This is a genomic window from Tumidithrix elongata BACA0141, from assembly GCF_036349135.1.
Taxonomy (GTDB): Bacteria; Cyanobacteriota; Cyanobacteriia; order Pseudanabaenales; family Pseudanabaenaceae; genus Tumidithrix; species Tumidithrix elongata.
This window is the reverse complement of sequence record NZ_JAZBJZ010000084.1, coordinates 1-23,281: the sequence shown is the minus strand read 5'-3', so window position 1 is coordinate 23,281 and position 23,281 is coordinate 1. Positions and strand designations below refer to the sequence as shown.

General features: G+C 44.3%; 22 protein-coding genes. 14 read left to right on the top strand and 8 right to left on the bottom strand.

The annotated features are described in order from the left end of the window. Positions 1–36: 36 nt before the first annotated feature. From V2H45_RS17915 to V2H45_RS17905, 3 genes are all read right to left on the bottom strand, one after another. Positions 37–237, bottom strand: a complete 201-nt coding sequence (locus tag V2H45_RS17915) for a hypothetical protein (RefSeq protein ID WP_330485036.1) — start codon at positions 235–237, stop codon at positions 37–39. After that, positions 234–1,046, bottom strand: a complete 813-nt coding sequence (locus V2H45_RS17910) for a hypothetical protein (RefSeq protein WP_330485035.1) — start codon at positions 1,044–1,046, stop codon at positions 234–236. Before V2H45_RS17910 ends, V2H45_RS17915 begins: the two co-directional genes overlap by 4 nt. A 79-nt stretch (positions 1,047–1,125) precedes the next feature. After that, on the bottom strand, positions 1,126–1,452 hold the full coding sequence (locus tag V2H45_RS17905) for a hypothetical protein (protein WP_330485034.1): 327 nt from the start codon (positions 1,450–1,452) through the stop codon (positions 1,126–1,128). A gap of 133 nt (positions 1,453–1,585) precedes the next feature. On the opposite strand from V2H45_RS17905, the gene V2H45_RS17900 reads away from it, so the two are divergent. From V2H45_RS17900 to V2H45_RS17850, 11 genes are all read left to right on the top strand, one after another. Beyond that, positions 1,586–2,488, top strand: coding sequence for a 4-hydroxybenzoate solanesyltransferase (locus V2H45_RS17900; RefSeq protein ID WP_330485033.1), 903 nt, complete (start codon positions 1,586–1,588; stop codon positions 2,486–2,488). A gap of 75 nt (positions 2,489–2,563) precedes the next feature. Continuing rightward, positions 2,564–2,785, top strand: a complete 222-nt coding sequence (locus V2H45_RS17895) for a Calvin cycle protein CP12 (RefSeq protein WP_330485032.1) — start codon at positions 2,564–2,566, stop codon at positions 2,783–2,785. 232 nt (positions 2,786–3,017) lie between these two features. Next, positions 3,018–3,782: a hypothetical protein gene (locus V2H45_RS17890; protein WP_330485031.1), complete on the top strand. Its 765-nt coding sequence runs from the start codon at positions 3,018–3,020 to the stop codon at positions 3,780–3,782. Positions 3,783–3,853: 71 nt separating this feature from the next. Further along, entirely contained in the window at positions 3,854–4,411 is a 558-nt protein-coding gene (locus V2H45_RS17885) for a Uma2 family endonuclease (RefSeq protein ID WP_330485030.1), read from the top strand. Positions 4,412–4,593: 182 nt separating this feature from the next. Beyond that, positions 4,594–5,826 carry an AAA family ATPase gene (locus V2H45_RS17880; RefSeq protein WP_330485029.1) on the top strand — a complete coding sequence of 411 codons (1,233 nt, stop codon included), beginning with the start codon at positions 4,594–4,596 and terminating at the stop codon, positions 5,824–5,826. Further along, positions 5,823–6,422 carry a DUF4276 family protein gene (locus V2H45_RS17875; RefSeq protein WP_330485028.1) on the top strand — a complete coding sequence of 200 codons (600 nt, stop codon included), beginning with the start codon at positions 5,823–5,825 and terminating at the stop codon, positions 6,420–6,422. The genes V2H45_RS17880 and V2H45_RS17875 overlap by 4 nt, the downstream gene beginning before the upstream one ends. A 143-nt stretch (positions 6,423–6,565) precedes the next feature. Next, positions 6,566–8,650 carry an ABC1 kinase family protein gene (locus V2H45_RS17870; RefSeq protein WP_330485027.1) on the top strand — a complete coding sequence of 695 codons (2,085 nt, stop codon included), beginning with the start codon at positions 6,566–6,568 and terminating at the stop codon, positions 8,648–8,650. Positions 8,651–8,908: 258 nt separating this feature from the next. Further along, positions 8,909–12,028, top strand: coding sequence for an eCIS core domain-containing protein (locus tag V2H45_RS17865; RefSeq protein WP_330485026.1), 3,120 nt, complete (start codon positions 8,909–8,911; stop codon positions 12,026–12,028). After that, on the top strand, positions 12,025–12,486 hold the full coding sequence (locus V2H45_RS17860) for a hypothetical protein (protein WP_330485025.1): 462 nt from the start codon (positions 12,025–12,027) through the stop codon (positions 12,484–12,486). Before V2H45_RS17865 ends, V2H45_RS17860 begins: the two co-directional genes overlap by 4 nt. A 173-nt stretch (positions 12,487–12,659) precedes the next feature. Then, complete coding sequence (locus tag V2H45_RS17855; protein WP_330485024.1) at positions 12,660–14,576, top strand: tetratricopeptide repeat protein; 1,917 nt, start codon at positions 12,660–12,662, stop codon at positions 14,574–14,576. Positions 14,577–14,597: 21 nt separating this feature from the next. Beyond that, positions 14,598–15,656, top strand: a complete 1,059-nt coding sequence (locus V2H45_RS17850; protein ID WP_330485023.1) for an RNA-binding domain-containing protein — start codon at positions 14,598–14,600, stop codon at positions 15,654–15,656. Between the two features lie 62 nt (positions 15,657–15,718). Here V2H45_RS17850 and V2H45_RS17845 read toward each other — a convergent pair whose 3' ends face one another. The 3 genes from V2H45_RS17845 to murA form a co-directional block, all read right to left on the bottom strand. Then, positions 15,719–17,710, bottom strand: coding sequence for a serine/threonine-protein kinase (locus V2H45_RS17845; RefSeq protein ID WP_330485022.1), 1,992 nt, complete (start codon positions 17,708–17,710; stop codon positions 15,719–15,721). 114 nt (positions 17,711–17,824) lie between these two features. Beyond that, on the bottom strand, positions 17,825–17,971 hold the full coding sequence (locus V2H45_RS17840; protein ID WP_330485021.1) for a hypothetical protein: 147 nt from the start codon (positions 17,969–17,971) through the stop codon (positions 17,825–17,827). A 283-nt stretch (positions 17,972–18,254) separates the two neighbouring features. Next, the gene (gene murA, locus V2H45_RS17835) at positions 18,255–19,511 is read right to left on the bottom strand and encodes a UDP-N-acetylglucosamine 1-carboxyvinyltransferase (RefSeq protein WP_330485020.1); all 1,257 of its coding nucleotides are present in this window, start codon (positions 19,509–19,511) and stop codon (positions 18,255–18,257) included. 240 nt (positions 19,512–19,751) lie between these two features. On the opposite strand from murA, the gene V2H45_RS17830 reads away from it, so the two are divergent. Genes V2H45_RS17830 through hpsJ-A form a run of 3 tightly spaced genes read left to right on the top strand, consistent with a single transcriptional unit; the run spans position 19,752 to position 22,280 of the window. Next, positions 19,752–20,516 (top strand): M15 family metallopeptidase, encoded by a 765-nt coding sequence (locus V2H45_RS17830; protein WP_330485019.1) that lies wholly within the window; start codon positions 19,752–19,754, stop codon positions 20,514–20,516. Between the two features lie 21 nt (positions 20,517–20,537). After that, positions 20,538–21,227 carry a cyanoexosortase A system-associated protein gene (locus tag V2H45_RS17825; protein ID WP_330485018.1) on the top strand — a complete coding sequence of 230 codons (690 nt, stop codon included), beginning with the start codon at positions 20,538–20,540 and terminating at the stop codon, positions 21,225–21,227. A 51-nt stretch (positions 21,228–21,278) separates the two neighbouring features. Further along, the gene (gene hpsJ-A, locus V2H45_RS17820) at positions 21,279–22,280 is read left to right on the top strand and encodes an HpsJ-like protein, cyanoexosortase A-associated (RefSeq protein WP_330485017.1); all 1,002 of its coding nucleotides are present in this window, start codon (positions 21,279–21,281) and stop codon (positions 22,278–22,280) included. Between the two features lie 52 nt (positions 22,281–22,332). Here hpsJ-A and V2H45_RS17815 read toward each other — a convergent pair whose 3' ends face one another. Both V2H45_RS17815 and V2H45_RS17810 read right to left on the bottom strand, forming a co-directional pair. Then, positions 22,333–22,980 carry a response regulator gene (locus V2H45_RS17815; protein ID WP_408648821.1) on the bottom strand — a complete coding sequence of 216 codons (648 nt, stop codon included), beginning with the start codon at positions 22,978–22,980 and terminating at the stop codon, positions 22,333–22,335. Positions 22,981–23,081: 101 nt separating this feature from the next. Beyond that, the coding region (locus V2H45_RS17810) for an ATP-binding protein (RefSeq protein ID WP_330485015.1) at positions 23,082–23,281 on the bottom strand (200 nt) is incomplete at its 5' end.

The following is a 23,281-nucleotide window of genomic DNA, read 5'->3' as shown; positions in this document are numbered from 1 at the left end:
AACACTGGATTTTATTTTCTCATTAATTACCTGATTTTATGGCGGGAAGGGAGTAGGTGAGGGTTTGATTAATAAGTCAGGGAGTGCGACCAAGCTTGGAATATTGAGGGATTTTGCCAAATTTACTATTTGTTGCCAGAGAGAATTAGACGAGATCGCCTCTTGCCCCGTACTCTGAAACAGGTGATAGGCAAATAGCGTAACTTTAGCCTGCTCAAGCACTGGAAGTGTTGTCATAACTTCACGATCGCTTTTGCTTCGCGTAATTCTAGTTCTATTAATTCACGCTCCTCGCGCATAGACTCAAGCGATTGAGCGGAAGAACGATAATCTGCGGGGTCAAGGCTATTTATGAAGCTTTCATGCTCAGACATATGAGTTAGATGATCCTCAAGAGCCTCTATTAAATTGAATATTTTTTGTATAGCCTGCTTCACCCTCGAATTATCTCCTTCTTTGCTTTTTAACAGACGGTAAGCAGCATTTTGTACCTCGATTTTTTTGTTTTCCAGAGCCATCAAGACCAGATCTATGCCTAGTTCACCATAGTTCATAGCCTTTTGCAGCGCCGCAATCTGTAACTCTGTGGAACTACTTTGATATTGTTGCTTTACGCCTTCTAAGCCACCTAAAGTAAAAGCAGTAGATGGATGTGTTTCCAAACCGCCAAGGACGGCATCATCATTTTTGGGCACATATGAGCTTTGTTGCAAGTCGTTCGACTCTGAACCATCTTGTTTTTGACTGTGTAATTCAGATTCAGCAAAATAAGCATCAATAATCGCGCAAATTCTTGCCATGTGCCTAGCAGTCTTCCTAGCTCTTACATCATTTGGCAAGCCGCTAGAAGAGGAAATACTCGAACAACCATCCTGAGCGCATTCAAGCAGTTCTGCTTGAATATAAAGAGGGATTCTATCGGTATTTTCAAGATAATACTTTAGAACCATAGAAACTTCATATTTAGTGTCTGAGAAAAGATCGGTTTCATAGGAGTCCCAAGCTCCATCATAGGCAATTTGGGCTAATCTTCTTAATTCGCGCATTGCATTTCTCCTCTAAGAAAAACTAATTGAAGCCTTGTCTTGAAGTTCTGGAACGCTTTATAGAAGGAAGTGCTTCATGCTAGGAGTTAGGCAATGGCGAACTTTGAACGATATTGTTTAACAAAATTTGTTTGTAATCGCTAGGTGAATGTTCGGGAGCCTTCGCCACTTTCCCCTGTCCTGCCGCACGATGAGAATCTTCTAGTGCTTCTAGTCCATCTAACAGCGCATCATAGATCGCCGATCGCGATCGGCACCAATTACTCAAGGCATCGGCGATCGCATTGTAGTCGTTTGGCAAGCTAGCAAAGAGTTTCTCTAGTTCTACCTTGTCCTCTGCCGAAAAAAGCTGACTGCGATCGATTTGGAGTTGCGCGAAAACCTGAATCGTACTTTCTACAGACATAGTTTTTGCTCTTGGATTTGCTGTGTCTGGATTTTACCCTTTCCGCTAATTTTCAGATAATTCAGATTTACAATAGTTAATATCATCCTTACCTTCTTCATCGCGCATTTTACGCGCATTTTAAAATTGTTCTATGACCTCAGCGATCGCCCCAGAATCCACCCTACAAAAAATCATTCGACTCTTGCGCTGGAATAAGCCCGCAGGACGGCTAATTTTAATGATCCCCGCTTTGTGGTCGCTGGTTTTGGCATCGCACGCCCAGTCAAAACTACCGCCTCTAGATCTTTTGATTGTGGTGATCTTAGGAACCCTAGCGACCAGTGCCGCCGGTTGTGTGATTAACGACCTCTGGGATCGGGATATTGACCCAAAGGTAGAACGCACCAAAAATCGTCCCCTCGCCGAGCGATCTCTTTCGATCAAGGTTGGCGTCGTTGTGTTACTCGTAGCAGCCCTCTGTGCCTTCTTGCTGGCAACCTATTTAAATCCGCTTAGTTTTGGGTTGTGCTTTGCCGCCGTGCCTGTAATCGCAATTTATCCCGCCTGTAAGCGCGTATTCCCCGTGCCCCAGTTGGTCTTAGCGATCGCCTGGGGTTTTGCCGTTTTGATTCCTTGGGCAGCGATCGCAGGGTCTCTCGATTTGCATACTTGGGGGCTATGGGCGGCGACTGTGGCCTGGGCAATGGGGTTTGATACGGTCTATGCCATGAGCGATCGCGAGGACGATCTAAAGGTTGGAGTGAAATCCAGCGCCATCTTTTTTGGTGACTACGTGACGGGGGCGATCGCAGTTTTCTATGCGATCGCACTGGCTTGCCTAATCTGGCTGGGCTGGGATCTGCATTTAGGTTATTTTCACTACGTTACCTGTGGGATAGCAGGGTTATTATGGATCTGGCAGAGTCAACAACTATCCAAGATAGAAATACCTGCAAGTATCTACCAGCGTGCATTCGGCCAAAATGTCTGGATTGGTTTTATCCTCTTGGTTGGCATGTTAACGCCAGAACTCCAAAACTTAAGTTTTTGGTAAGGTTTTCAGCCTCTGGAGATACTCTAGCTACAGTGTGATTCTGTTAGTATCGAGTTGTGAGCATATAATAAATTCATGAGCAACATTCAAGAAAAAATCCAAGAAGAATTACAGAAAGCTAGAGAAGCCTGTGATGTCTCAGGTACAAACTCTAAGGAATGTGCAGTAGCTTGGGACACGGTTGAAGAGTTACAAGCAGAAGCTGCACATCAAAAGCAAGCCAAGGGCAAGAATTCTTTAGAAATTTACTGTGATGACAATCCCGATGCGGCTGAATGCCGTATCTATGACGACTAATCGCTCGAATATCACTAAGTAACTCTTTGGAATTACAAATTCCAGAAAAATTCACGATGTAAGACGCCGATCTAAGTCTCGTTAATATCTGTGGGGTAATGCCATACTCTACAGATATTTTTATGGAATTTATCCAAAATATCTGTTTCACGAAATAAATCAAATGTGATAGATTTAGCCCCTACAGCACTTTTTTAAGCACCCAATAGACCGCGTAAGGACGGATGGCACTATGGCGATTATTGTTCTAAAGGCTTGGTATGTACCTGAATATGAACCCTTGCGATCGCTAACCAGTCGCCCCCACGATTTGCGCCTTGCCAAAAATAGTTTGCTCAAATCTGCACTCAGGGTCGATTTTCTCGACGAAATTCAAGTAGTACAAGAGTCAGAATGGTTTCAGCGCTATCTTGCAGGCGAAACCATTGAGTTTTATATCGAAGGCAGTGGCAGCTATATTATTGCCAATATTGACCTGATCAGCCATGAGATTTATTTCACCAAACAAGAAATCATGGCTCATCTCGATCCCACGATCTTTTTTAGCTACCAAAATCAATACCCCCATTCCAGTGAAGTGATTTTTGCGGCTTTAGAGACAGCGATCGCAGACATTAACAAAAAAGCCCGAATTCCTCTCAGCCTAGAGCAGGCTCATCGCCTCACGGACGAACCGATCAAACTCAAAAGTGCCGTGATGGCAAGGCTCAAGCGCTGCATGTTATTCGTCGGCGACGTTACGCCTGTTGCCTATACCCCCACAGATCCCCCGCAACTATTGCTCAGTCCTCAAGTCTGCGTAGAGGTGGGCTATGCACTCCAAGCCAAGCGGCTCGAACAAATTCTGTTGATTCAAATCCAAGATCGCGAAGAAGATGCCACATTTCCCTTCGATCTGCCGATCTACCAGCGCATGGTCGCCAAGGATGTGAAGTCTTTGGTCAAGCAACTGCCGAATGCGATCGCAACCCATTTACAGCGATTTAATTTGTTTTGAGCATACTTTCGTCTTTGTTGGATTCGCGCCTCTTTGCTCCACCCAATAACGAAGATAGCTATTCTAAACCTATGGTTACTTTACCGATTAGACATCGCTTTACCGTTGAGGAATATCACAAAATGGGTGAGGCGCAGATCCTTAGAGAACGCACGGAATTACTCGATGGGGAAATTTTAGAAATGTCGCCGATAGGGCTTTTGCACGCCGCTTGCGTGTCGTATCTGGTGCGATTGTTTGTTTTGCGGCTGCCATCAATGGCTGATGTGCGATCGCAAAATCCCATTATCCTCGATGATTTATCTGAGCCTCAACCCGATCTAGCGATCGTCAAATACCGTGATGATTTCTATAAAGGAGGGCATCCCATTCCTCAAGATATCCTTCTACTCATCGAGGTTTCTGACACGACGCTGAAGTTCGATCGCGAAGTAAAAATCCCTCTCTATGCTGTCTCAAAAATTCCTGAAGTCTGGATTGTAAATTTACCCGATCGAAACATAGAAGTTTATCGCGATCCTGTAGCGCAAAGCTATACAACGGTTCAGCAATATCAAGGTGGCGAAAGTCTCTCTATATCTACGCTGGAAGGAATTGTTGTGAGTATCAAGGAATTGTTTGGGTTTTGATTTCGATGCGATCGCACCAAAGCAAATGATTTAAAGACTCTAAACACCATCTTCGCCCACTCCCACCAGCCTGCTTAACGAATGCCCCAAAGTTTTAAAGGTTTTAAGGCAGATATACTGTGAATGACCCAAACAGCGAAGTTTAGGTCATCGGCTCTTGATTAATCATAATGGTCAAACGCATGGATAAACTTGGGAACATATCTGTAAAAGGTTTTCGTCGCCTTCAAGATGTCGATCTTGAAATGAGAGATCTCACCGTGATGATCGGTGCCAATGGATCGGGGAAGACCTCTTTTTTAGATATGCTTTCAACCCTAGCTGCTTCAGCCAATGGGAAATTACACGACGCATTGCAAAATAAAGGTGGGCTAAACGAGATTTTAACTAGGGGGAGATCTCAGAACCTAGAAATAGCACTTTCAATGGGAATTCCAGAACAAGGAACGTTGCAATATGGTTTAGCTATATCTCCTAAAGGTTTATCCTATGAAATTAGGAATGAGTCATTAACACTGCAGCCCTCAATAAAAAGAGAAGCGAAAGAGGAGGCTGTAATACGAGTCACACAATACGCAGGAAGAGAAGATTTAACAGAAACTGAGTCTGAAATCACACAAAAGGTAAAAGAATCGTTTAAATATATTGATTCTTATGGCTTAGACGTTAAATATTTTAAAAATGGCGAATCTCTAACTCCAAATTGGGAACATAACTATCTTGAAACTTCGCTATCTCAAGTTCCAAAAATGTATCAAGAACCTGAAAAACTGAGAAAGAGTCTTGCTTCCTGTACCTATTATGGAGCGCTGGATGTTTCAGAGAAAAGCCCCATTCGTTTGCCTCAAGCAATGCGCCCAGCAAAGTTACCCGGGGCAAGGGGTGAAGATTTAGTTTCCTGTCTCTATGACCTACGGGAAAGCGATCGCGATCAGTTTGAAATGATTGAAAGTATTATTTCTACTGCATTCCCAGATTTTGAGCGATTAAACTTTCCACCAGTTGCTGCTGGAACTATCTCTATGACTTGGAAGGATAGAAATTTTTCTCAACCGATCTACATACATGAATTGTCAGAGGGAACGCTCCGATTTCTTTGGTTGGTGGCACTTTTGCAAAGCCAAAATTTGACAACCATCACACTCATAGATGAGCCAGAAGTGAGTTTACACCCTGAATTACTCAGGCACTTAGCTTATCTCATGAGAGAAGCAGCAAAACACACACAACTGATCGTTGCAACCCACTCAGATCGGCTGATTAGATTTCTTGAGCCCCATGAAGTCCTGATTTGCGATCTCGAGGAAGGCGAGGCAAAAATGACATGGGCTGACACGCTAAATTTAGATAAATGGCTGGAAGATTACACGCTCGATCAAGTTTGGGCGATGAATGTGATCGGTGGTCGTCCATGAAAATTGCTGTTTTAGTCGAAGGAGCTACTGAAATAGCTTTTAGAGAAAAGCTGCGCAATTTTTTGCAAAGTCGTCTGGGACAGCAAATGCCAAAACTTAAATTTATTCCCCAAAATGGTCTAATTCCCACAGAAGCAAAGCTTCGGCGTGTTGTGGAGAACTTGTTAAGTGATGGCTATGATGCTGTGATTGCACTTACGGATGTTTATGGCACTAAAGACTTTCAAACAGCCAAAGATGCCAAAGCTAAAATGACCCAGTGGGTCGGAAATAATCCTAAATTTTATGCTCATGCTGCATTACATGATTTTGAAGCATGGCTGCTTCCATATTGGGAAACTATTAAAACCCTCGCAAAACATAACCGTTCTGCTCCTAGTGGGGCTCCTGAGACTGTGAATCACGATAAGCCCCCCGCCTATAGGATCAAAGAGATTTTTGAGTCAGGAAAATCATGCAGTTACAATAAGCCGATTCATGGAAGAAAAATCTTAGAAAAAAACGATCTTATGGTTGCGATTCAAGCTTGCCCAGAGCTAAAGATGTTTGTAAATCGAATTATTGCGCTCTGCGACGAGAGCAAAGTAATCCCTTAAGGGGCAAGTTGCCAAAACATTCTGAATAATTAAGCGATCGCATCTGTCCTTAGATTCGTAAAGGTTTTGGGGGATTAAGACTTTAGGTATAAGGGATCTGGTCGTTGTAATTGTTAAAATACTGTTAACTCAATGCAGTCTCAATGCAACGGAACTTTATGCCAACAGCCTCCAAGTCAACATTTCAGCTAGATCGATATGATGCTGAAGCGATCGCGCGTTATTATCGGGGCAAGCCCTTGCAGGTGTGGTGGCGCTGTTTAGCGATCTTTTTACCGATGCTATGGCTGTTCTTAAAGCTGCGATGGGACAAGCGCACAGGACAAGTTGCGCAAAAAGGGAAACAACGAGCCGCACAACTGCGAAAGTTGCTGACGCGCTTAGGCCCTGCATTTATCAAAATTGGACAGGCTCTCTCGACGCGTCCTGATATTGTGCCGCCTGTGTATATGGATGAGCTGGCACAGCTACAGGATCATTTGCCCGCATTTCCCAATGAAATTGCGTTTCAATTTATTCGCGAAGAATTGGGCGGCGACCCCCACGAAGTCTATGCTGAGATCTCAGACAATCCGATCGCCGCAGCCTCACTAGGACAGGTTTATAAAGGCAGATTACACACAGGCGAACAGGTGGCGATTAAGGTTCAGCGTCCCGATATTGTGGCAGGAATTGCGCTTGATATGTATATCCTGCGTGGAATTAGCGCTTGGATGATGAAGTCTTTTAAATTCATTCGCAGCAACCTCGTCGGGATTCTCGAAGAATTTGCCTTCCGCATCTTTGAAGAGATGGATTACACCCATGAGGGGGAAAATGCGGAAAAATTTGCCAAATATTACGGGCACGGACAGATCGATGAAATCTATGTGCCTTGTATTTATTGGAAATACACTGCCAAGCGCGTGCTGACGATGGAATGGATCGAGGGCATTAAACTTACTGACATTGAGGGTGTGAAAGCTTCGGGCTTTGATAGTCGCCACATTATCGAGGTGGGCGTTCAATGTTCGCTTCGGCAACTGCTTGACTATGGATTTTTTCATGCCGACCCGCACCCAGGAAACCTGTTGGTGATGACAGATGGCAAGCTTGCCTATCTTGACTTTGGCATGATGAGTTCGGTGTCTGCCGAGCAGAGATTCGGCTTGATTGAAGCGATCGTGCATTTGGTCAATCGCGACTTTGATGCTCTCTCTAAAGACTATGTTCGCTTAGGATTTTTAAGTTCAGATGTCAATTTTGAAGGGATTGTACCTGCCCTCGCTGAGGTATTCAACCCCCCACCCGGCAAGAGTTTGACGGAAATGGATTTCAAAGGCATGACCGATAAGCTATCGCAGATCATGTATGACTATCCCTTCCAAGTTCCTGCCTACTATGCTCTGATTATCCGATCGCTGGTCACTCTAGAGGGAATTGCACTCAGTGTAGATCGCAACTTTAAAGTGCTTGCAGTGGCTTACCCTTACGTTGCTAATCGTTTGCTCACCGATCGCTCTCCCGAATTACGCATGGCACTGAAGGATGTGCTGTTCCGCGATGGTTCTTTCCGTTGGAATCGTCTAGAGAACCTGTTGAGTAACGCCCAAACGAACCAAGACTACAGTTTGAAGCAGACGGTCGATCAAGTCAGCGATTTCTTACTGTCTGAACGGGGTGAATTTATGCGCGATCGCCTCGTAGATGAACTGGTGAAGGGCATCGAAGAAACTGCCTTAAAACGCATTCCCAATCCATTTAGTAAGGATAAACCCAAGGCTAAATCTAGTGAAACAGAGGAATCAGGGCTAGATCATGCGGCGAATATCTGGTCGATCTTGCAAAAAGATCAAAAAATCGATCCCTTAGAATTTCTGCCTCTAGCCGGAAAGATTTTGCTGAAGCCTGAAACCCAAGCCGTGGGGCGTAATATTATCTCGCAGTTGGCGCAAAGAGCAATGACGCGTGTAATTAGAGAGATTGCCTTGAGAGGAACTTCAGTTTCCGAGCCGCAGGTTGCGATTCCACAACCCAGTGAGTCATCATCCAATGCCTCGAAGTCGGTTGAGGTAGAGACGTTACCTAAAAGCCCTAGCAGTGGTTCTAGTAGTGCTGCTTATGGCAGTTTCAACACTGCACCCAACGTAAACCAGAAGCCTCTCTCTAAAGAGCCTGTAGCTCTTGTCAGCTCTCCTAGCAGTTCATCTTCGCCCATGCGTCGTCAAGTTAACGGACGCAGTTGGTAGCGATCGCAAAATCAAAAGGATGCCCCGAGTCTAGCATCGGCAGTTAGTCCACAGTAAATGCTGGGGCATCAACCCAAGAGATTGAATTTGGATCATAACCAAAATCTCGGTTATGATGGGCTCATTAAAAAAACTGATATTTTTACAGCGATCGCAAACACCTCAAGATCCCTTCTACTAGTATTTATAGAGTCTTGTTGTTTGAGTACCTCATAAAAATTCAGATACTTCTCAACTTGAAAAAAGAGGTGCTTGGCTGTGGGGAAATATTCAGAATATATAAAGAAGCCTACAACACAGCCATCCATTGCACCACAGGCTGCACAACTTCAAGCCCGCCCTTTTGCGCCACCGCAAATCCAGACATCTGCTTCACCCCAATCTCAGGAGTCAACAGAAGCAGGTGGAGAAAGAGACCAGTTGGGAAAGCTGAATTCAGAAGAGAATCTATGCGTTACACCGCAATGCTTTTTGGATAACAACCGAAGTACACCAGAGAGCGTAATGCAACGGAAGTGGGAGAGCATCATTCAGAGAGCTAAGGAAGGAGGTGACGCAGAATTCAATCCATATCGTGAGTATACCCCAGTGAGAGGCTCATCTCAGGAGGTGTTTCAGCGAAAATGGGCGGAGACCGTTCAGAGATATAAGGAGAATCGTGCAATACAAGCGGGGACTACTTTACCCATTCAGGCAAAGTTAGCGATCGCAGAGTCAAACGATAACGACGAGCAGAAAGTCGATGAAGCGCCTAAAGCACTGCAACGTGAAGCAGGGGCAAATGAGGAAGAAGAGGAAGCAATTCAGGGAAAGTTTGAGACAGATGTAACTGTACAGACGAAAACAGAGATACAACCCAACCAAACAGGAATGCCAGATCGGTTAAAAGATGGGATCGAATCGCTATCAGGCATAGATGTATCAGATGTGCGGGTTCATAAAAATTCCCCGAAACCATCTCAGATCGATGCCCTAGCCTACGCTCAAGGGAATGACATTCACCTTGCTTCTGGACAGGAAGAGCATCTACCGCATGAAGCTTGGCATGTGGTACAGCAAAAGCAGGGACGGGTACAACCTACACTGCAAACGCAGGGAGTTGGGATCAATGACGATACAGGACTGGAAACCGAAGCAGATGTAATGGGTGCAAAAGCATCCTCAATGATTTCAGACTCTGTGTCAAACAAGTTCGATACTCAAAAAGCACCATCAGACACAAGCGATCGGAACAATATTCAACGAACAGTTAACGCTCAACTTTCCTCTAACGTGATCCAAAGAGCTACGTCAGAATGGCTCAAAGGCAGATTTGGCTATCCTGACACTCCTCTTATGCAAGACTTTCGGAACAAAATCGGGGATACGGCTTTTCAGGTATTCCTCAAATATAGTAACGAGCAGATAGAGTCCCTTGTTGATTTCTTCAAGGCACAACCCAACCCCATCCTTAGACCCCAAGAACAATGCGACTTACTCGTTCCATTAGTCGGTACAGCCGATCTACCACTGATGAAAGAGGCTTTAGCGATCGCCAACTACGATCCTACTGCTGCCCCAGCGATTAAAGATTACCTCTTTAAGTATCAAGCAAAGGGTGTTAAGGCGTTAGCCATTAAAAAGCTGGGAGAAAAGGGTAACGATCCAGTAGCGGCAGATCTGCTGATGACTGAATTAGAGAAATATAATTTTCATGAGTCAGTCAAGAATAAAGTAGAGAATCTTGGCAATCAGAAGGCAACGGATGAATACGATGAAGCTGTTGAAGAGAACAAACAAAAACGGGAATCTTACATCACTTCATATACCGAAAATGAAGACATCGATGTAGATGAATCGGATGAAACAATTGCGGAATCACTCAGCAATAAAAAAGCAACCCTCGAATATGACACAGCCGTTTCAAAGAACATTGTAGATCGAGAGACTTTTATATCTACATTCAAAAAGGAAACAGGGGTAGATCACACTCATACTTTTACCAAAAATGAAGTCACTAAAATCACACCTATAAGTAAAGGCTTAGCAAAAATCTTCCCTCACGATGATAGCTCTAGTGTCGTTAAAGTAAAAGAACTGATCGAAAGCAAACTAAAGCAATTAGACCGAACAAAAGAATCTCTAGATAACGGTCTGGAAGGGAAGAAAGAGACCTATAAAAATGAGGTGACTAAAAAATTAGGCGAGTTTGAAACTAAAAAAGGGAAACTCGATTCTGGGTTGGAAGGGAATAAAGCAAAATATAAAGACGCTCTAAAGTTAGCCATTACTCCGCTATTTGCTTTTCCTGATAGTGAGGCAGCTTCTGAATGGGTGCTGACTTCAGCGGGGGCAGATGACAAAAAAGCGACTAAACTGGTTGCATGGTTCGTGAATGGGCTGAGTGCAAAGATCTCACTTACAGACATTCAGAAAATCTTTACTGTCTTCTCTTTGGAAAAATTAGAGAATGTACATATTCCAGTAGGAGGTACTGATGCTAAAGCTCAAGCACTGATGCTATTGCTGAATGAAGCGAAAACTGGAGAAGATGTAAAGTTTAAAACCCTAATCGATCGCGATGAGACTGAAGACTTTACAGAATTGCTGACATTCTTTAAAAAAGCAAACAGTGATATTGACAAGGCGCTAACTATCTTTAGCAAAAAGGATAGCTCAAAGGATGTAAATAAATTATTAGGTGACCTAACCGTTCCTACAGTTGTAGATCCCCTTCAGGAAGGGGAAGATTACCTTAAACATAAAGGCAAAGCCGCAGATGCTTCCTTTTTGATTGCAAAAAGCATTCCAAAGGTTGATTCCGAGAAAATGCTTGCCAAAACTTGGATCGTTGGACATGGCGAACAAGTTGCTTTTATTTACGGTAAGTCTGGCAATAATGTCACCAGAACCATTGCTGTGTTGGACATTTTAAAAGGTGCGACTAAGCCTAAAACACCAGTCGATGTCAAAAAATGGCTCGATCTCAAACACACATTCAACAACATCTACAACAAATTACAAGCTGACAAAGATCAACAATTCTGGGCAGGAGAAAGCTGTGCGGAAAGCAGCGTTTCAGTGACCAGCCGTACAGGACTAGGGGTAGTGAAGGTGGGTAAGGTCAACGTACCTGTGGAAGATACTGTCAATACTGTCATTGCAAGTTGCCGTGATAAAGTTGTAGGACAGTTCCATTCAGGCGGTAACTTCGGTAATCTTGGCAATGGCGCTGGTCAGACTGGAATGGTACTTCCTGATAATGTAGGGTACAGGGAATACGATATCAAGCCCTATAAGGACGATCCAAGTCGGGGCACAAGGCGAGTTGTTGTAGGAGGAGCAAATTATTACTATACAGGTGACCACTACAAGACGTTTACAAGGTTCAGATCATGACAAAGTTTTATCAATTTGCGCCTGAAGTATGCGCATTTTTTTCGAAAGATCGAGACTTTGCAGAGACTCTATTTCAGGAAAAAGGCTTAAAGACTTTTTGGGTTGATGGGAAAAAATGCCCGACTTCCAAAGATTTTGTGGAACAGCTTGCCCTTGCCGTTCAGTTCCCCGGCGAAGAGTTGAGTTTAAATATCCTCAGCCAAGAACTTTCTAACTTAGACTGGTTCGATGCCAAGAAATTTGGGATCTGTATTTCCGATGCCGATCTGTTGTTTGCGAGTGGAAACCGTTATATGTGGCAGTATCTGCTTGGCATGGCACAGAACATTCAGAGCAACGTTGAAGACTTCAATCGTCCCTCAATTAGCTGGCTACTACAAATGGAAAAATCCAAAATCGAAGAATTGCAAGAATTTTTTGAACAAGAACTTGGGTTTGTCGTGCAATATCTCAATTAATGCGATCGCTCGTTAGGATTTTTGACCTACCCTTACTCCAAAACAAAAATCTGATCGCTACGGCTCTCGGTTCATCTTTGCCCATGCGTCGTCAAGTTAACGATCGCCGTTGGTAGTTAAACCAGAGTCTTTATGGATGCTAAAATGCATCCAAGCGTCATAAGGTATCTGGTATGACTAGTTCTATTTCTCGATCGCAGGATACAAACGGTCTAGGTACTCTTAGCCCAGCAGAGCCTAGTGTGCAAGAGAAAGTAAAAGAACTAACTAAAAAAGGTAGAGATTTAGCTAAGTTAGGAAACTTGCAAGAAGCAATCGCATCGTTTGAACAAGCTATTCAACTTGATAATAAGAATTATATTGTACTTAACACTTATGCGAATGTCTTGGTAAAACAGGGAGAGTATCAACGTGCTGCTGAATTATTTAAGCGTTCTTTGCAATTAAATGGCAATAATATTCCCACATTAAACAGTTATGCGAATGTTTTGGTAAAACAGGGAGAGTATCAACATGCGACTGAATTATTTGAGCGTTCCTTGCACCTAAATGGGAAAGATATCATCACATTAAATAGCTATGCAAATGCTTTGGTACAGCAGGGAGAGTTTCAAAAAGCCTTTGAGCTATTCGAGTTTGCTCTACGGTTAAACAAAGACGATGTTCGGACATTTAAAAGTTATGTAGATGCCCTATTTAGAGCAGGTGAATTTCAAAGATTAGTTGAACTTCAGCCCGACAGGTCTTATTTCCGTTTGCAATATGCTCAACAACTTGAAGGTGAAGGCAAGTATAACGAGGCACTTTTACAACTTTTGGCTATCGATTTGGCAACGCAAAAAAACCATCACATTACCATCATCCAAATTAACCTCGGTCGTTTGTATTATCGTTTACGGCAACCCGAGCAAGGAATGAAACTCATTACTGAGGCGATCGCTAACTCAGATCAGCAAGATCAATCCATTCTCTATGCTGCCCGTAGCCTTTTAGCTAGCGATCCAGATAGCGAAGAAGCGATTGAGCTTTTGCGTCAAGTCCAAGAAACATCACCTCGCTATGCCGAAGCCATGAAAGCGATCGCCCTCAATGCCAATGCTGAAACCTCCTACGAACTATTTGGAGGGGACGAAGAGAGAACTGACGATATAGAGATGCTCTATCGTGCCATGTATCACAAAATTGGTAACGAAGTTGCTGTCCTCAAATCGATCGCTTATCGGTTACTGCGCCACATGGAAGGAGAGCATCCTCTCGTCAAGGAAATCGTGCATAACCTCGAAGAACTGCTAGAAGGTATTGCCCGTCAAAGAGCAACCGAAAAAGCAGCGATTGCAAACATTCCCCACAGTAACTACAAACAGCTCTTAGAGATTGTCTCTAAAACAGCCCACGACATTTCTGATGAAGTCAATAATCAACTTGCGGTGATTGAGTCCAAAACTCGCCGTGCCATGCGTCATCTTTCCACAGAAACTCCGCAATACCAAAACTTTGAAAAACTACTTCTACAGCTAGAACTTACTCAAACGGCGCTTAACGATCTGAAATCCATCAACGAAGGCATGATTATCCGCAGGCATCGCTTTTTGGTACGCCAACTATTTGAAAAATGGGAACCTGCTAACTGGACAAGCCAACCTCGTATTGATGGCGTTCGCATTCGCCTTGATATTCGCAATCCCGATGCAGAATTTGATGGCGACGAAGAAAAAATCAAGAGCATTCTCAATGAGTTGGTCGAAAACTCCCTCAAGCACAATCACAGCAACTCTAACCTATTTATCCGCATGACTGCTAGCGATTTGCTCAACCCACAAGATATTAGTTATCCGACAATTCCAGGCGATCGCAAGTTTTTGTACATTGAGTTTATCGACAATGGACAAGGTATTCCCGATGACAAAAAAGAATGGATCTTTCAACCGCTAAACACAACCTCGCCAGAAAATAAAGGGAGTGGACTAGGGCTATTTATTGCCCGTAAAACCCTTGAAAAAATGGGTGGACGGATTCGAGAAGTTGGAGAGACAGGTAAGGGTGTAAAATTTCAGATCTATTTACCCTACTTACCGGAAAACTCACTTTAGGGGAATTTTAGAGATACGCTCATGCAAACTGAAAACGTCCATCTGTTAGTGATCGAAGATAAAGCCAGTTATCTAGACGAGCTACTACAATGGTTGCGAGATGAATTTGGCTATCAAGAAATTGTCACAGCCACTAGTGCTTCTGAAGCAGAGGAAAAGCTGGTCAATCCCTGTGATATCGTGATTTCTGATATGCGAATGGAACAAGATGATAGCGGTTTTGGAATTCTCGATTGGGTACAACAACGCAACCTCTCCACCGTAGTCATCATTCTCACTGCCAATGATACTGTTGCTGACTGTCGTCGTGCCTTTCGTGCGGGAGCTTGGGACTACATTTCCAAAACCATGTCGGGTAATACTTTTGAGGCTCTCAATGATTCAATCCAAGATGCGATCGCTTATCTCAATCGCTGGGGAAATCGTCCTAACCAGCAGTGGCTTGAAGAAAATATTACAGATCTAGAAGCTGAATATTGGGGACAATACATCGCGATCGCCAACCAAGTTGTCATAGAAGCTGCGAATACCGAGGAGGAATTATTCACACGCCTTGAAGAACGCAAACTCAGACGGTTCACCACCACGATTAAAAAAATTGGCGATCTGCGCCCGATTGCCGACCTAATTTCACTAGGCGAAAGCGATAAGTTGGAATTCAAAAGCTCGTTGCAATGGGATGTTCGTGAAAACAAAGAAAATAAGAAATTACAGTTTAGCGTACTCAAAACCATCGCGGCATTTCTGAATTCAGCAGGCGGTGGTGTACTGCTGATCGGAGTTGAAGATGATGGCAAGCTTTTTGGCTTGGCAAAAGATCTACAGTGTTTAAATAACGGTTCTCTGGACAAATTTGAGCGCCATCTCGTGCAGCTCATCGAAAATCACATCGGAAAGAGATTCTTAGCCTACCTCAAAATCCGTTTTACCAAGGTCGAAGGACTGGATATTTGTGGCGTTTATGTTCGCAAGTCAGAACAAGCAGCTTTTTTAAAATCAGAGAAAGGCATCGAACTCTACATTCGTACGGGTAATTCAACGCGATCTCTTGGTGTACCAGAGATTTACGACTACCTATGAGTAAAGCAATTGCAAATTTTGTGTATAGAGTAATGCTAGCTTGGAAAATTCACGGTTTCAAATTACTTTGCACTGACATTCAACCTAAAGCTTGCTGGATTTTTACGCTCAGTTGTCACCACAATCTTGTAGTTGCCAGCGGTGGTATTAGGGATTTCTTGAACATTACCACTGCTACTATTCCAAACCAAGCCACCATTAGGCGCAAATATCTCTACTCTTACCCCACCATCTACCACAACAGTGAGGGTCTGTCTGTCTAAAACACCGACTGAGTAGCGAATTACCTCATCCGAAGCAACTTGATCGTCTACGGCAGTACCAAAACTTCCGGGAGGAAGGTCAATTCTCTTAGAGATAACTTTACGACTACCATCATTAGCTCCTCCTTTAGGTGGCTCTGTGGTAGGACTAGCTGTGGGTTGCTCTGTTGGCGTCGCCGTAGGTGTGGGCGATGGAGAAAGACTATTGGTTGGTGTGGGTTTTGGTGTGGGTCTTAACCCTTCTAGTTGCAAATCGAGACTGTAATTACTATCAGATACGCCTGCCACCGTTCTAATCGTAATGAAGTAAACCCCACTATAGGGTAATTTACCTTGCCAATAGCCGGTTTCATTATTGGTAGCTTTACTATCTAGAGGCTTTAAATCTGAGTTTTTAATTGTCATCTGCAAGCCCAATCCACCCAAGGATGCGACGAGATTTTGATTTCTTTCTCCGTTAAAGCGAAAGGTCACCGTTTGACCTGCGGTAATTTTGTCACTGACAGCAGCACGGCTAGAACCCTCCAGTACACCTTGGGTAAATTCCAGATTTTTATTTACATTGGCCACAGTTGGTGTTGGCGTGGCTGTAGCTGAGGTCGTTGGCTTTATCGTATCAAGCGTACTGACTGTAGGTGTAGGCGAGATAGTTGCATTTCTGCCTCGCTCAAAATAAATCGAGGTAATTGCCCAAGAGCCTAAACCTGCAAAAACGACAATTAAAAAGCCCCAAACTAAATTAAGTCCACCACCTTTTCCCTTGGAGGGTCTGGTATTAGCTCCGCCAAGATCGCCCGCATATACTGTATTTTGCGAGATGTTTTGAGAGGGATTTCGTAAACCAGTGCCAGCCATTTCTTGGGGGTTTCGAGCCACTGCATAGGTTCTAACTTGAGACAAAGAAGCTTGAGCCATCTGTAACGCTTGCAAAACCTCATCGGCACTTCTGTAACGATTGGCGGGTTTATAACTCAACATTCGGTTGAGTACTTGGGCAAATGCGGGACTCAGGGAGGCATAGCGTTGCCACTGCCATGTCAAACTGTCGCCATCAAAGATGTCGGCGGGTTCTTTGCCCGTTAATAAGACAACCGCAGTTACTGCCAAGGCATAGAGATCGCTGCTGGCGTAAGCATTCCCCGATTGCATTTGTTCGGGTGGGGCATAGCCTAATTTACCTGCCACGGTTGAAGCGGGTAAGCCAATTTGGGAGTTGAGTTGGTTTGTTGCAGCCTGCACCACACCAAAGTCAATCAAAACGGGCAGTTGATCTTGCGATCGCAACATCAAGTTTTCAGGTGATATATCGCGGTGGATGATGCCATGACCGTGCAGATAGCTCAGAATTGGCAGAACTTGACGTAAAAGCGTAATGATTTCAATTTCTGAAAAGGTATGTCCTTGTTTTATCCGTTGGGACAGTAACGCCCTAAAGGTGTCACCATCGACATAATCTTGTACTAACAGCAAACGACCTGCAACCTCAAAGGTGGCGCGAAACTGAGGCACCTGTGGATGCCTGATCTGATAAAGGATGCTGGCTTCCCGTTGAAATAATTCTTTAGCCTTTGCGGCGACGTCAGGGGACTGGCTGGGCGGAATAAACTCTTTAAGCACGCAGGCTTCATTAAAGCGCTCGAGGTCTTGTGCAATATAGGTTCGTCCCATACCACCTTGTCCGATCACTGATTTGACAACGTAGCGATCGCGTAAGACAGAACCTTGAGGAATCGGGGATTGCATAGCAGACTGCCTAGATGAACGAATGCCTTGTGCTGAATCTGGTTGCATACAATCCTATACCTACCTTGGTTTATTTTCTAGGTGAAACTTTGGGAAAGTTACTAGAATTTACGGACGGCAAGGCTCGGGGATTGTTCCTAGGTCACTCGATCGGCTTGATTTTTAGGGTGGATAAATAATTCCTTGCGTGTTGACACTAATTGAACCATCTGGACGACGAGCGATCACATCAGTTCTTGCTTTAATGAGATAGTTTCCAACACCTGTAGCCGCAGTATCTAAGCGCGATCGCATTCCTTCAATAAGCACTTGATTTCGATTGTACCGATCTAGCAATCTGGCATATCTACGACGAAAAACGTCCTTATAAGTAAATTCAAGGGCATCAAGTGCAACGATGATTAATAGAGATGTTGGGTAATAAGTTCAAAAGACCTTGAAGCAGTTTGCTAGCAAAGCTTTCAGCGATCCTTAGGTAAAATCCTTGGAATCTAATCCACACAAGCGTTCCAGCGTTTTAAATTACTATACCCCAACAGGTCTAATATTCTGACATTAGGGGAATCCATTGATTCCCCTGAATGGAACTGATTTAGGACTCCGTAGTGCGATAGAGTTTTGCGCCTAGATTGCGAAGCTTCTCTTCAATGCGATCGTAGCCGCGATCGAGGTGATGCAGACCCTTGATGATGGTTTCACCCTCAGCCGCTAGACCTGCCAGTACCAACGCCGCAGAAGCACGCAGATCGGTAGCCATCACAGGTGCACCAGACAAGCTATGCACGCCTTTGACGATCGCTACATTTCCCTTCAAGCGAATATTCGCTCCCATCCGACAAAGTTCGGCGACATGCTGCAAGCGATTTTCAAATACGGTTTCTTTAATCACGCTATTGCCTTCGCTCACGGTGAGCAATGCCATAAACTGCGCCTGCATATCGGTGGGAAATCCGGGATAGGGAAGGGTTTCGATGTCTGTACCGCGATAGAGGTCACCGCCTTCGACCCGCAGGCAATCTTCAGCTTCTTGGGTGACATGCACGCCGATTTCTTGAAGTTTAGCGATCGCGGCAACCAAGTGCTCGGGAACGATAGGCGATAGGGTGAGTGCAGAGCGCGTAATCGCCGCCGCAATCATAAATGTTGCTGCCTCAATGCGATCGGGAATGATGCCAAAGTTAGTCGTATGCAGACTAGGAACCCCATCAATTAAGATCGTTTTCGTACCTGCACCTTGAATTCTGGCACCCATCGATTTGCAGAAGTTGGCAAGATCTTCGATTTCTGGCTCTTGGGCAGCATTCTCAATGATGGTTTCTCCCTCTGCCAAAGTAGCCGCCATCATCAGGGTTTCGGTCGCCCCAACACTGGGATAGTCGAGATAAATCTTGGCTCCCTTTAATCTGCCACCCTTTTGCTTAGAGTAGGCTTGAACGATGCCATGCTCAATTTGAACATCTGCCCCTAAGGCTTGCAAGCCACGCACATGCAGATCGACAGGTCTGGCTCCGATCGCGCATCCTCCGGGGAGAGGCACACGAGCCGAACCGAGTCGGGCTAATAAGGGGCCAATCACAAAAAAGCTAGCTCTAAGTTGGCTGACTAGCTCATAGGGCGCACAACTCTGTTGAATGTTTTTGGTATCAATGTCCAGAGCATCATGGGTTCTGGTAATTTTTACCCCCAAGGCTGCCAAAATATCGGTCATGCGTTGGACGTCAACCAAGGAGGGCACATTGTAAATACGGCAACCATCTGAGGAGAGCAATGCTGCTGCCATAATCGCTAGGGTCGAGTTTTTAGCGCCACTAATCGGGACATGACCTTGCAAGCTAGCTCTACCGATCACATGTAGCTCAGAAGCGCCCTGCTCGTCATCGGGCTTAGACTGGACTTGATCTACATTTACTGGATTTGCTGGTGTGACAGAAACGATAGCGTTACCCTCCTCACAGTTACATACTGTTACATTTTGTAATAGGCAAATTCTAGCCGTATCTAGGTAAAAGTACTAGTCTTCTAGTTTTGCGAATCGAAAGATTTAGCGGATAATGATAACGAACATTCATGGTTTTGGCACAACTAAATTGTGAAACCATATCAAATTATTCCGATCGCTGACTGCGGCGAGCCCCTAGCAGAAATCTCTCAAAGCTTTTTCATTCAAGCACCTCATGCCTATCAAGCCTTGGGTGCGCCCTATGGAAATAAGTCCCCTTTTTATTTGCGGACAGGCGTGCGCGATCGCTTACAGGCTGCCCAAAATTTTTTACAGACGATGCGTGCTGGTTGGCAGATCAAAGTTTTTGACGCCTATCGCCCCATTCCCGTACAACGGTTTATGGTAGAGCATACGCTATGCGAGTTAGCAAAGGCTCAAGGGTTAGACAGGCAGCATTTATCAGCGCAACAGGAACAGGAGTTGATGGCGCAGGTGCTTCAGTTTTGGGCAATTCCAAGTGACGATCCAAACACGCCACCGCCCCATAGCACGGGTGCGGCGGTCGATATTACGCTTGTCGATCGCGATCGACAGGAAATTAACATGGGCTCAGCCATTGATGAAATTAGCGATCGCTCGTTTCCCAACTATTTTGAAACTGCCACCAGTGCGGAAGCGCGATCGTTTCATGCCTATCGAGAACTACTACTTCAAATTATGGCTGCCCATGGGTTTCAACGTCACCCCAATGAGTGGTGGCATTTTTCCTATGGAGACCAAATGTGGGCATGGCTTAACCTCAAAGAATTGGGTCAAGCCAAAGCGATCGCGAAATATGGGGATGCCAATAGAATTTTTTGTGACTCACGACCAATTCTCGAGCCAATTCCTGAAATACTGATAGAAAAATAAACATGACCTTGGATCGGTAAGATGCTCAAGTGGCAGCAAATCAGATTTTCACTCTTAGCCGTAATTGCTAGTGCCAGTTTGGTAGTTTTGGCAAAATCTATTTTCGATCCCAATCTTGGTAAACCTACGCCTTATGCATTTCCAGAAACCCTCGATATCGCCAACTGGGTGCCAGTCAATCCAAGTACTGCCATTACAGATAAAGAGATTACCGATCCAAATTCTGCCCTAAAGGTAAGCTACAAAGTGGGAAGACGCTATCAGTATGCGATCGATCGCCAATCCATCAAGATCGATGTGCGCTACCTAGTACGAACCAGTGGGAATGTAGTGGCTTTTTTGCAAGACTACGCCGAGATCCAATTAAAACCCGAAGAACTACAAAAAGGGATACGTCACCAAGAAGGGCTGGGATATTACACGCTCTTTACCTATCAAAATCGAGTTTATCTGAGTGCCTGCATTAACCCCAGAGGGCAAAGCACCGTTACGGTCGAACAATTTGACGACAATATGACTGCCTATGCCTTAAAGCCAAGTACAATTGTTAGTTGGTTGCTGGCACAAGCAGATCTACGCGATCGCCGTTGCCTATGGTCACAATTTTCTGCCGATTTAGAAGGCGATTCAGCTGAAAACATCGAACAAAAGTTAACAAAAGCATGGATATCATGGCATGAGTGGTGGAAGGCGCGATTTCCGCTCTCTTGATGCTTATCTATGGCTAATACTTGAAATTTTGTCCCACAATAAACCTATGGTATGAGCAGTAATATTGAACCCTCAGTTTATCTTTTTCGCTTTGTCGGCTATGGACTGTTGTTACTGGCGCTCTCTAACTTTGCTGATGCCCTTCTTCCCCCTCGGCTTACAGATGAAGCTTGGGTGTTTCAGACCCTAGGCAGTTTAGTTGGCAGCGTACCAGTGCCACTCCTAGGATTCGTTTTAGTGTTTTACGGTGAACCTAAGGAGAGAACATCACTCAGGAAAATAACTCTTAAATTTTTTTCTTGGCTATCGCTCCTATTAGCAATCTTCTTTTTTGCGGTTATGTTTGCTGGCATTAGCGTTACGATTCGCATCAATAACTCCAACAATATCCAAGCCAATTTTCAACTATCTCGCCAAGCAACTCAATTTCAACAGGCGATCGAAAATCTTAAAAAGGTAAGTGATGACGATCTCGTTAGGGGTGCTACTGCCATGCAGCAGCAAAATAATGCGCTCAAGTTAGACCTAAACGATCCCACAGCCCTCAGAAAACAGTTAGAAGCTGAAATTACCAAGAAAGATACAGATGGGAAGGCTCAAATCGAAGCAGCAAGGCAAGGTGTTTCCAACAAACTGATCAAGCAGTCGATCAAATGGAACTTTGAAGCGCTGATCTCGGCTGGGCTGTTTTTGGGGATTTGGCGTCTTACTGGTTGGGCGCGTACAACAAAAAAGCGAAAGAAGAAGAGACCCGAAAGTCAAAGTGCTGTCAGCTTAGACGCTCTAGTTGGTTTGTCCGCTTCTGAGCCCCCTACAAATTCAGCACCCATTTCTGATTCTCCATTAGATGCTCCAGTTAACGCTTCTATTTCTGAGCATCCCATAAATTTAACGGATTCTATGAGTGTTCCATTAGATACTCTGCCTACTTCTGAGACACCCACAAATTCAACAATTCCTGCTACTTCTCCATTAGATTCTCTAGTAAATTTGTCTGCTTCTGAGGCATCCACAAATCCAACAACTCCTGGTGATTCTCAAGAGAATGCTTAGCGTTCTACAGGGATCTTTTAAAGCAGCTTACGCAGGGAAAGGTAAATCCAGTCTAAGTTTCCATATTTTGAGACACCCAAAGTGCTACCTGCGTCCGATCGCGCATATTTAGACTATTGAGAATATTGGTGACGTAGTTCTTGACAGTTCCTTCGGTAATGTATAGCTCCAATGCAATCTCTCGATTGGTTTTGCCCTGTCCAATACAACGCAGAATTTCTCGTTCGCGCGGATTAAGATATTTGAGTACTTCTAAGGCTTGTGCCGAAGACACTGCTTTTTTGCTATCAATTTGTGCAAATATTTTAGAGGCGATCGCAGGATCGAGTTGTCCAAAGCCTTGCCCTAAACTGCGAATAGAAGCAGCAAGCTGTTGTGAAGGCGTACTTTTGAGAATATAACCGAGTGCCCCATACTGCAAAGATTGCCAGATATATTCATCTTCATCAAAAGTCGTTAAAACCATAATCCTGATCCAAGGATACCGTTTATGAATCTCTTTCGTTGCCTTTACCCCATCGCAAACAGGCATTCGTATATCCATCAAAATTACGTCAGGCTGTAGCTTTTCGGCAAGGGCGATCGCTTCTTCCCCATTCCCCCCCTCTCCCACAACTTCTATATCTTCCTCAAGGGAAATCAGTGCAGCCAATCCTGCTCGAAAGATTACCTGATCGTCAATAATTAACAAGCGAATCATCGTCATACCAATTTCTCTTGAATTTGCAATAGATGGGGTTTGGGGTTCCGCACTCAGTACAGTCTTTTTAAAAAGATGCTTTACATCATTTTTTGAAAGGATTACATGGGAATAAAAATTTTAATTTGAGTGCCTCGATCGGGCTGGCTAGTAAGATAAAACTGTCCTCCTAAGCTTTGGACTCTTTCTTGCATATTGCGCAATCCAAATCCTGAATGCGATCGCTCGCGATCAAAGCCAATTCCATTATGGGCATCTCTAAAAATACAAACAAGAGTAGGAAGGGATTTGAGGAAAATGA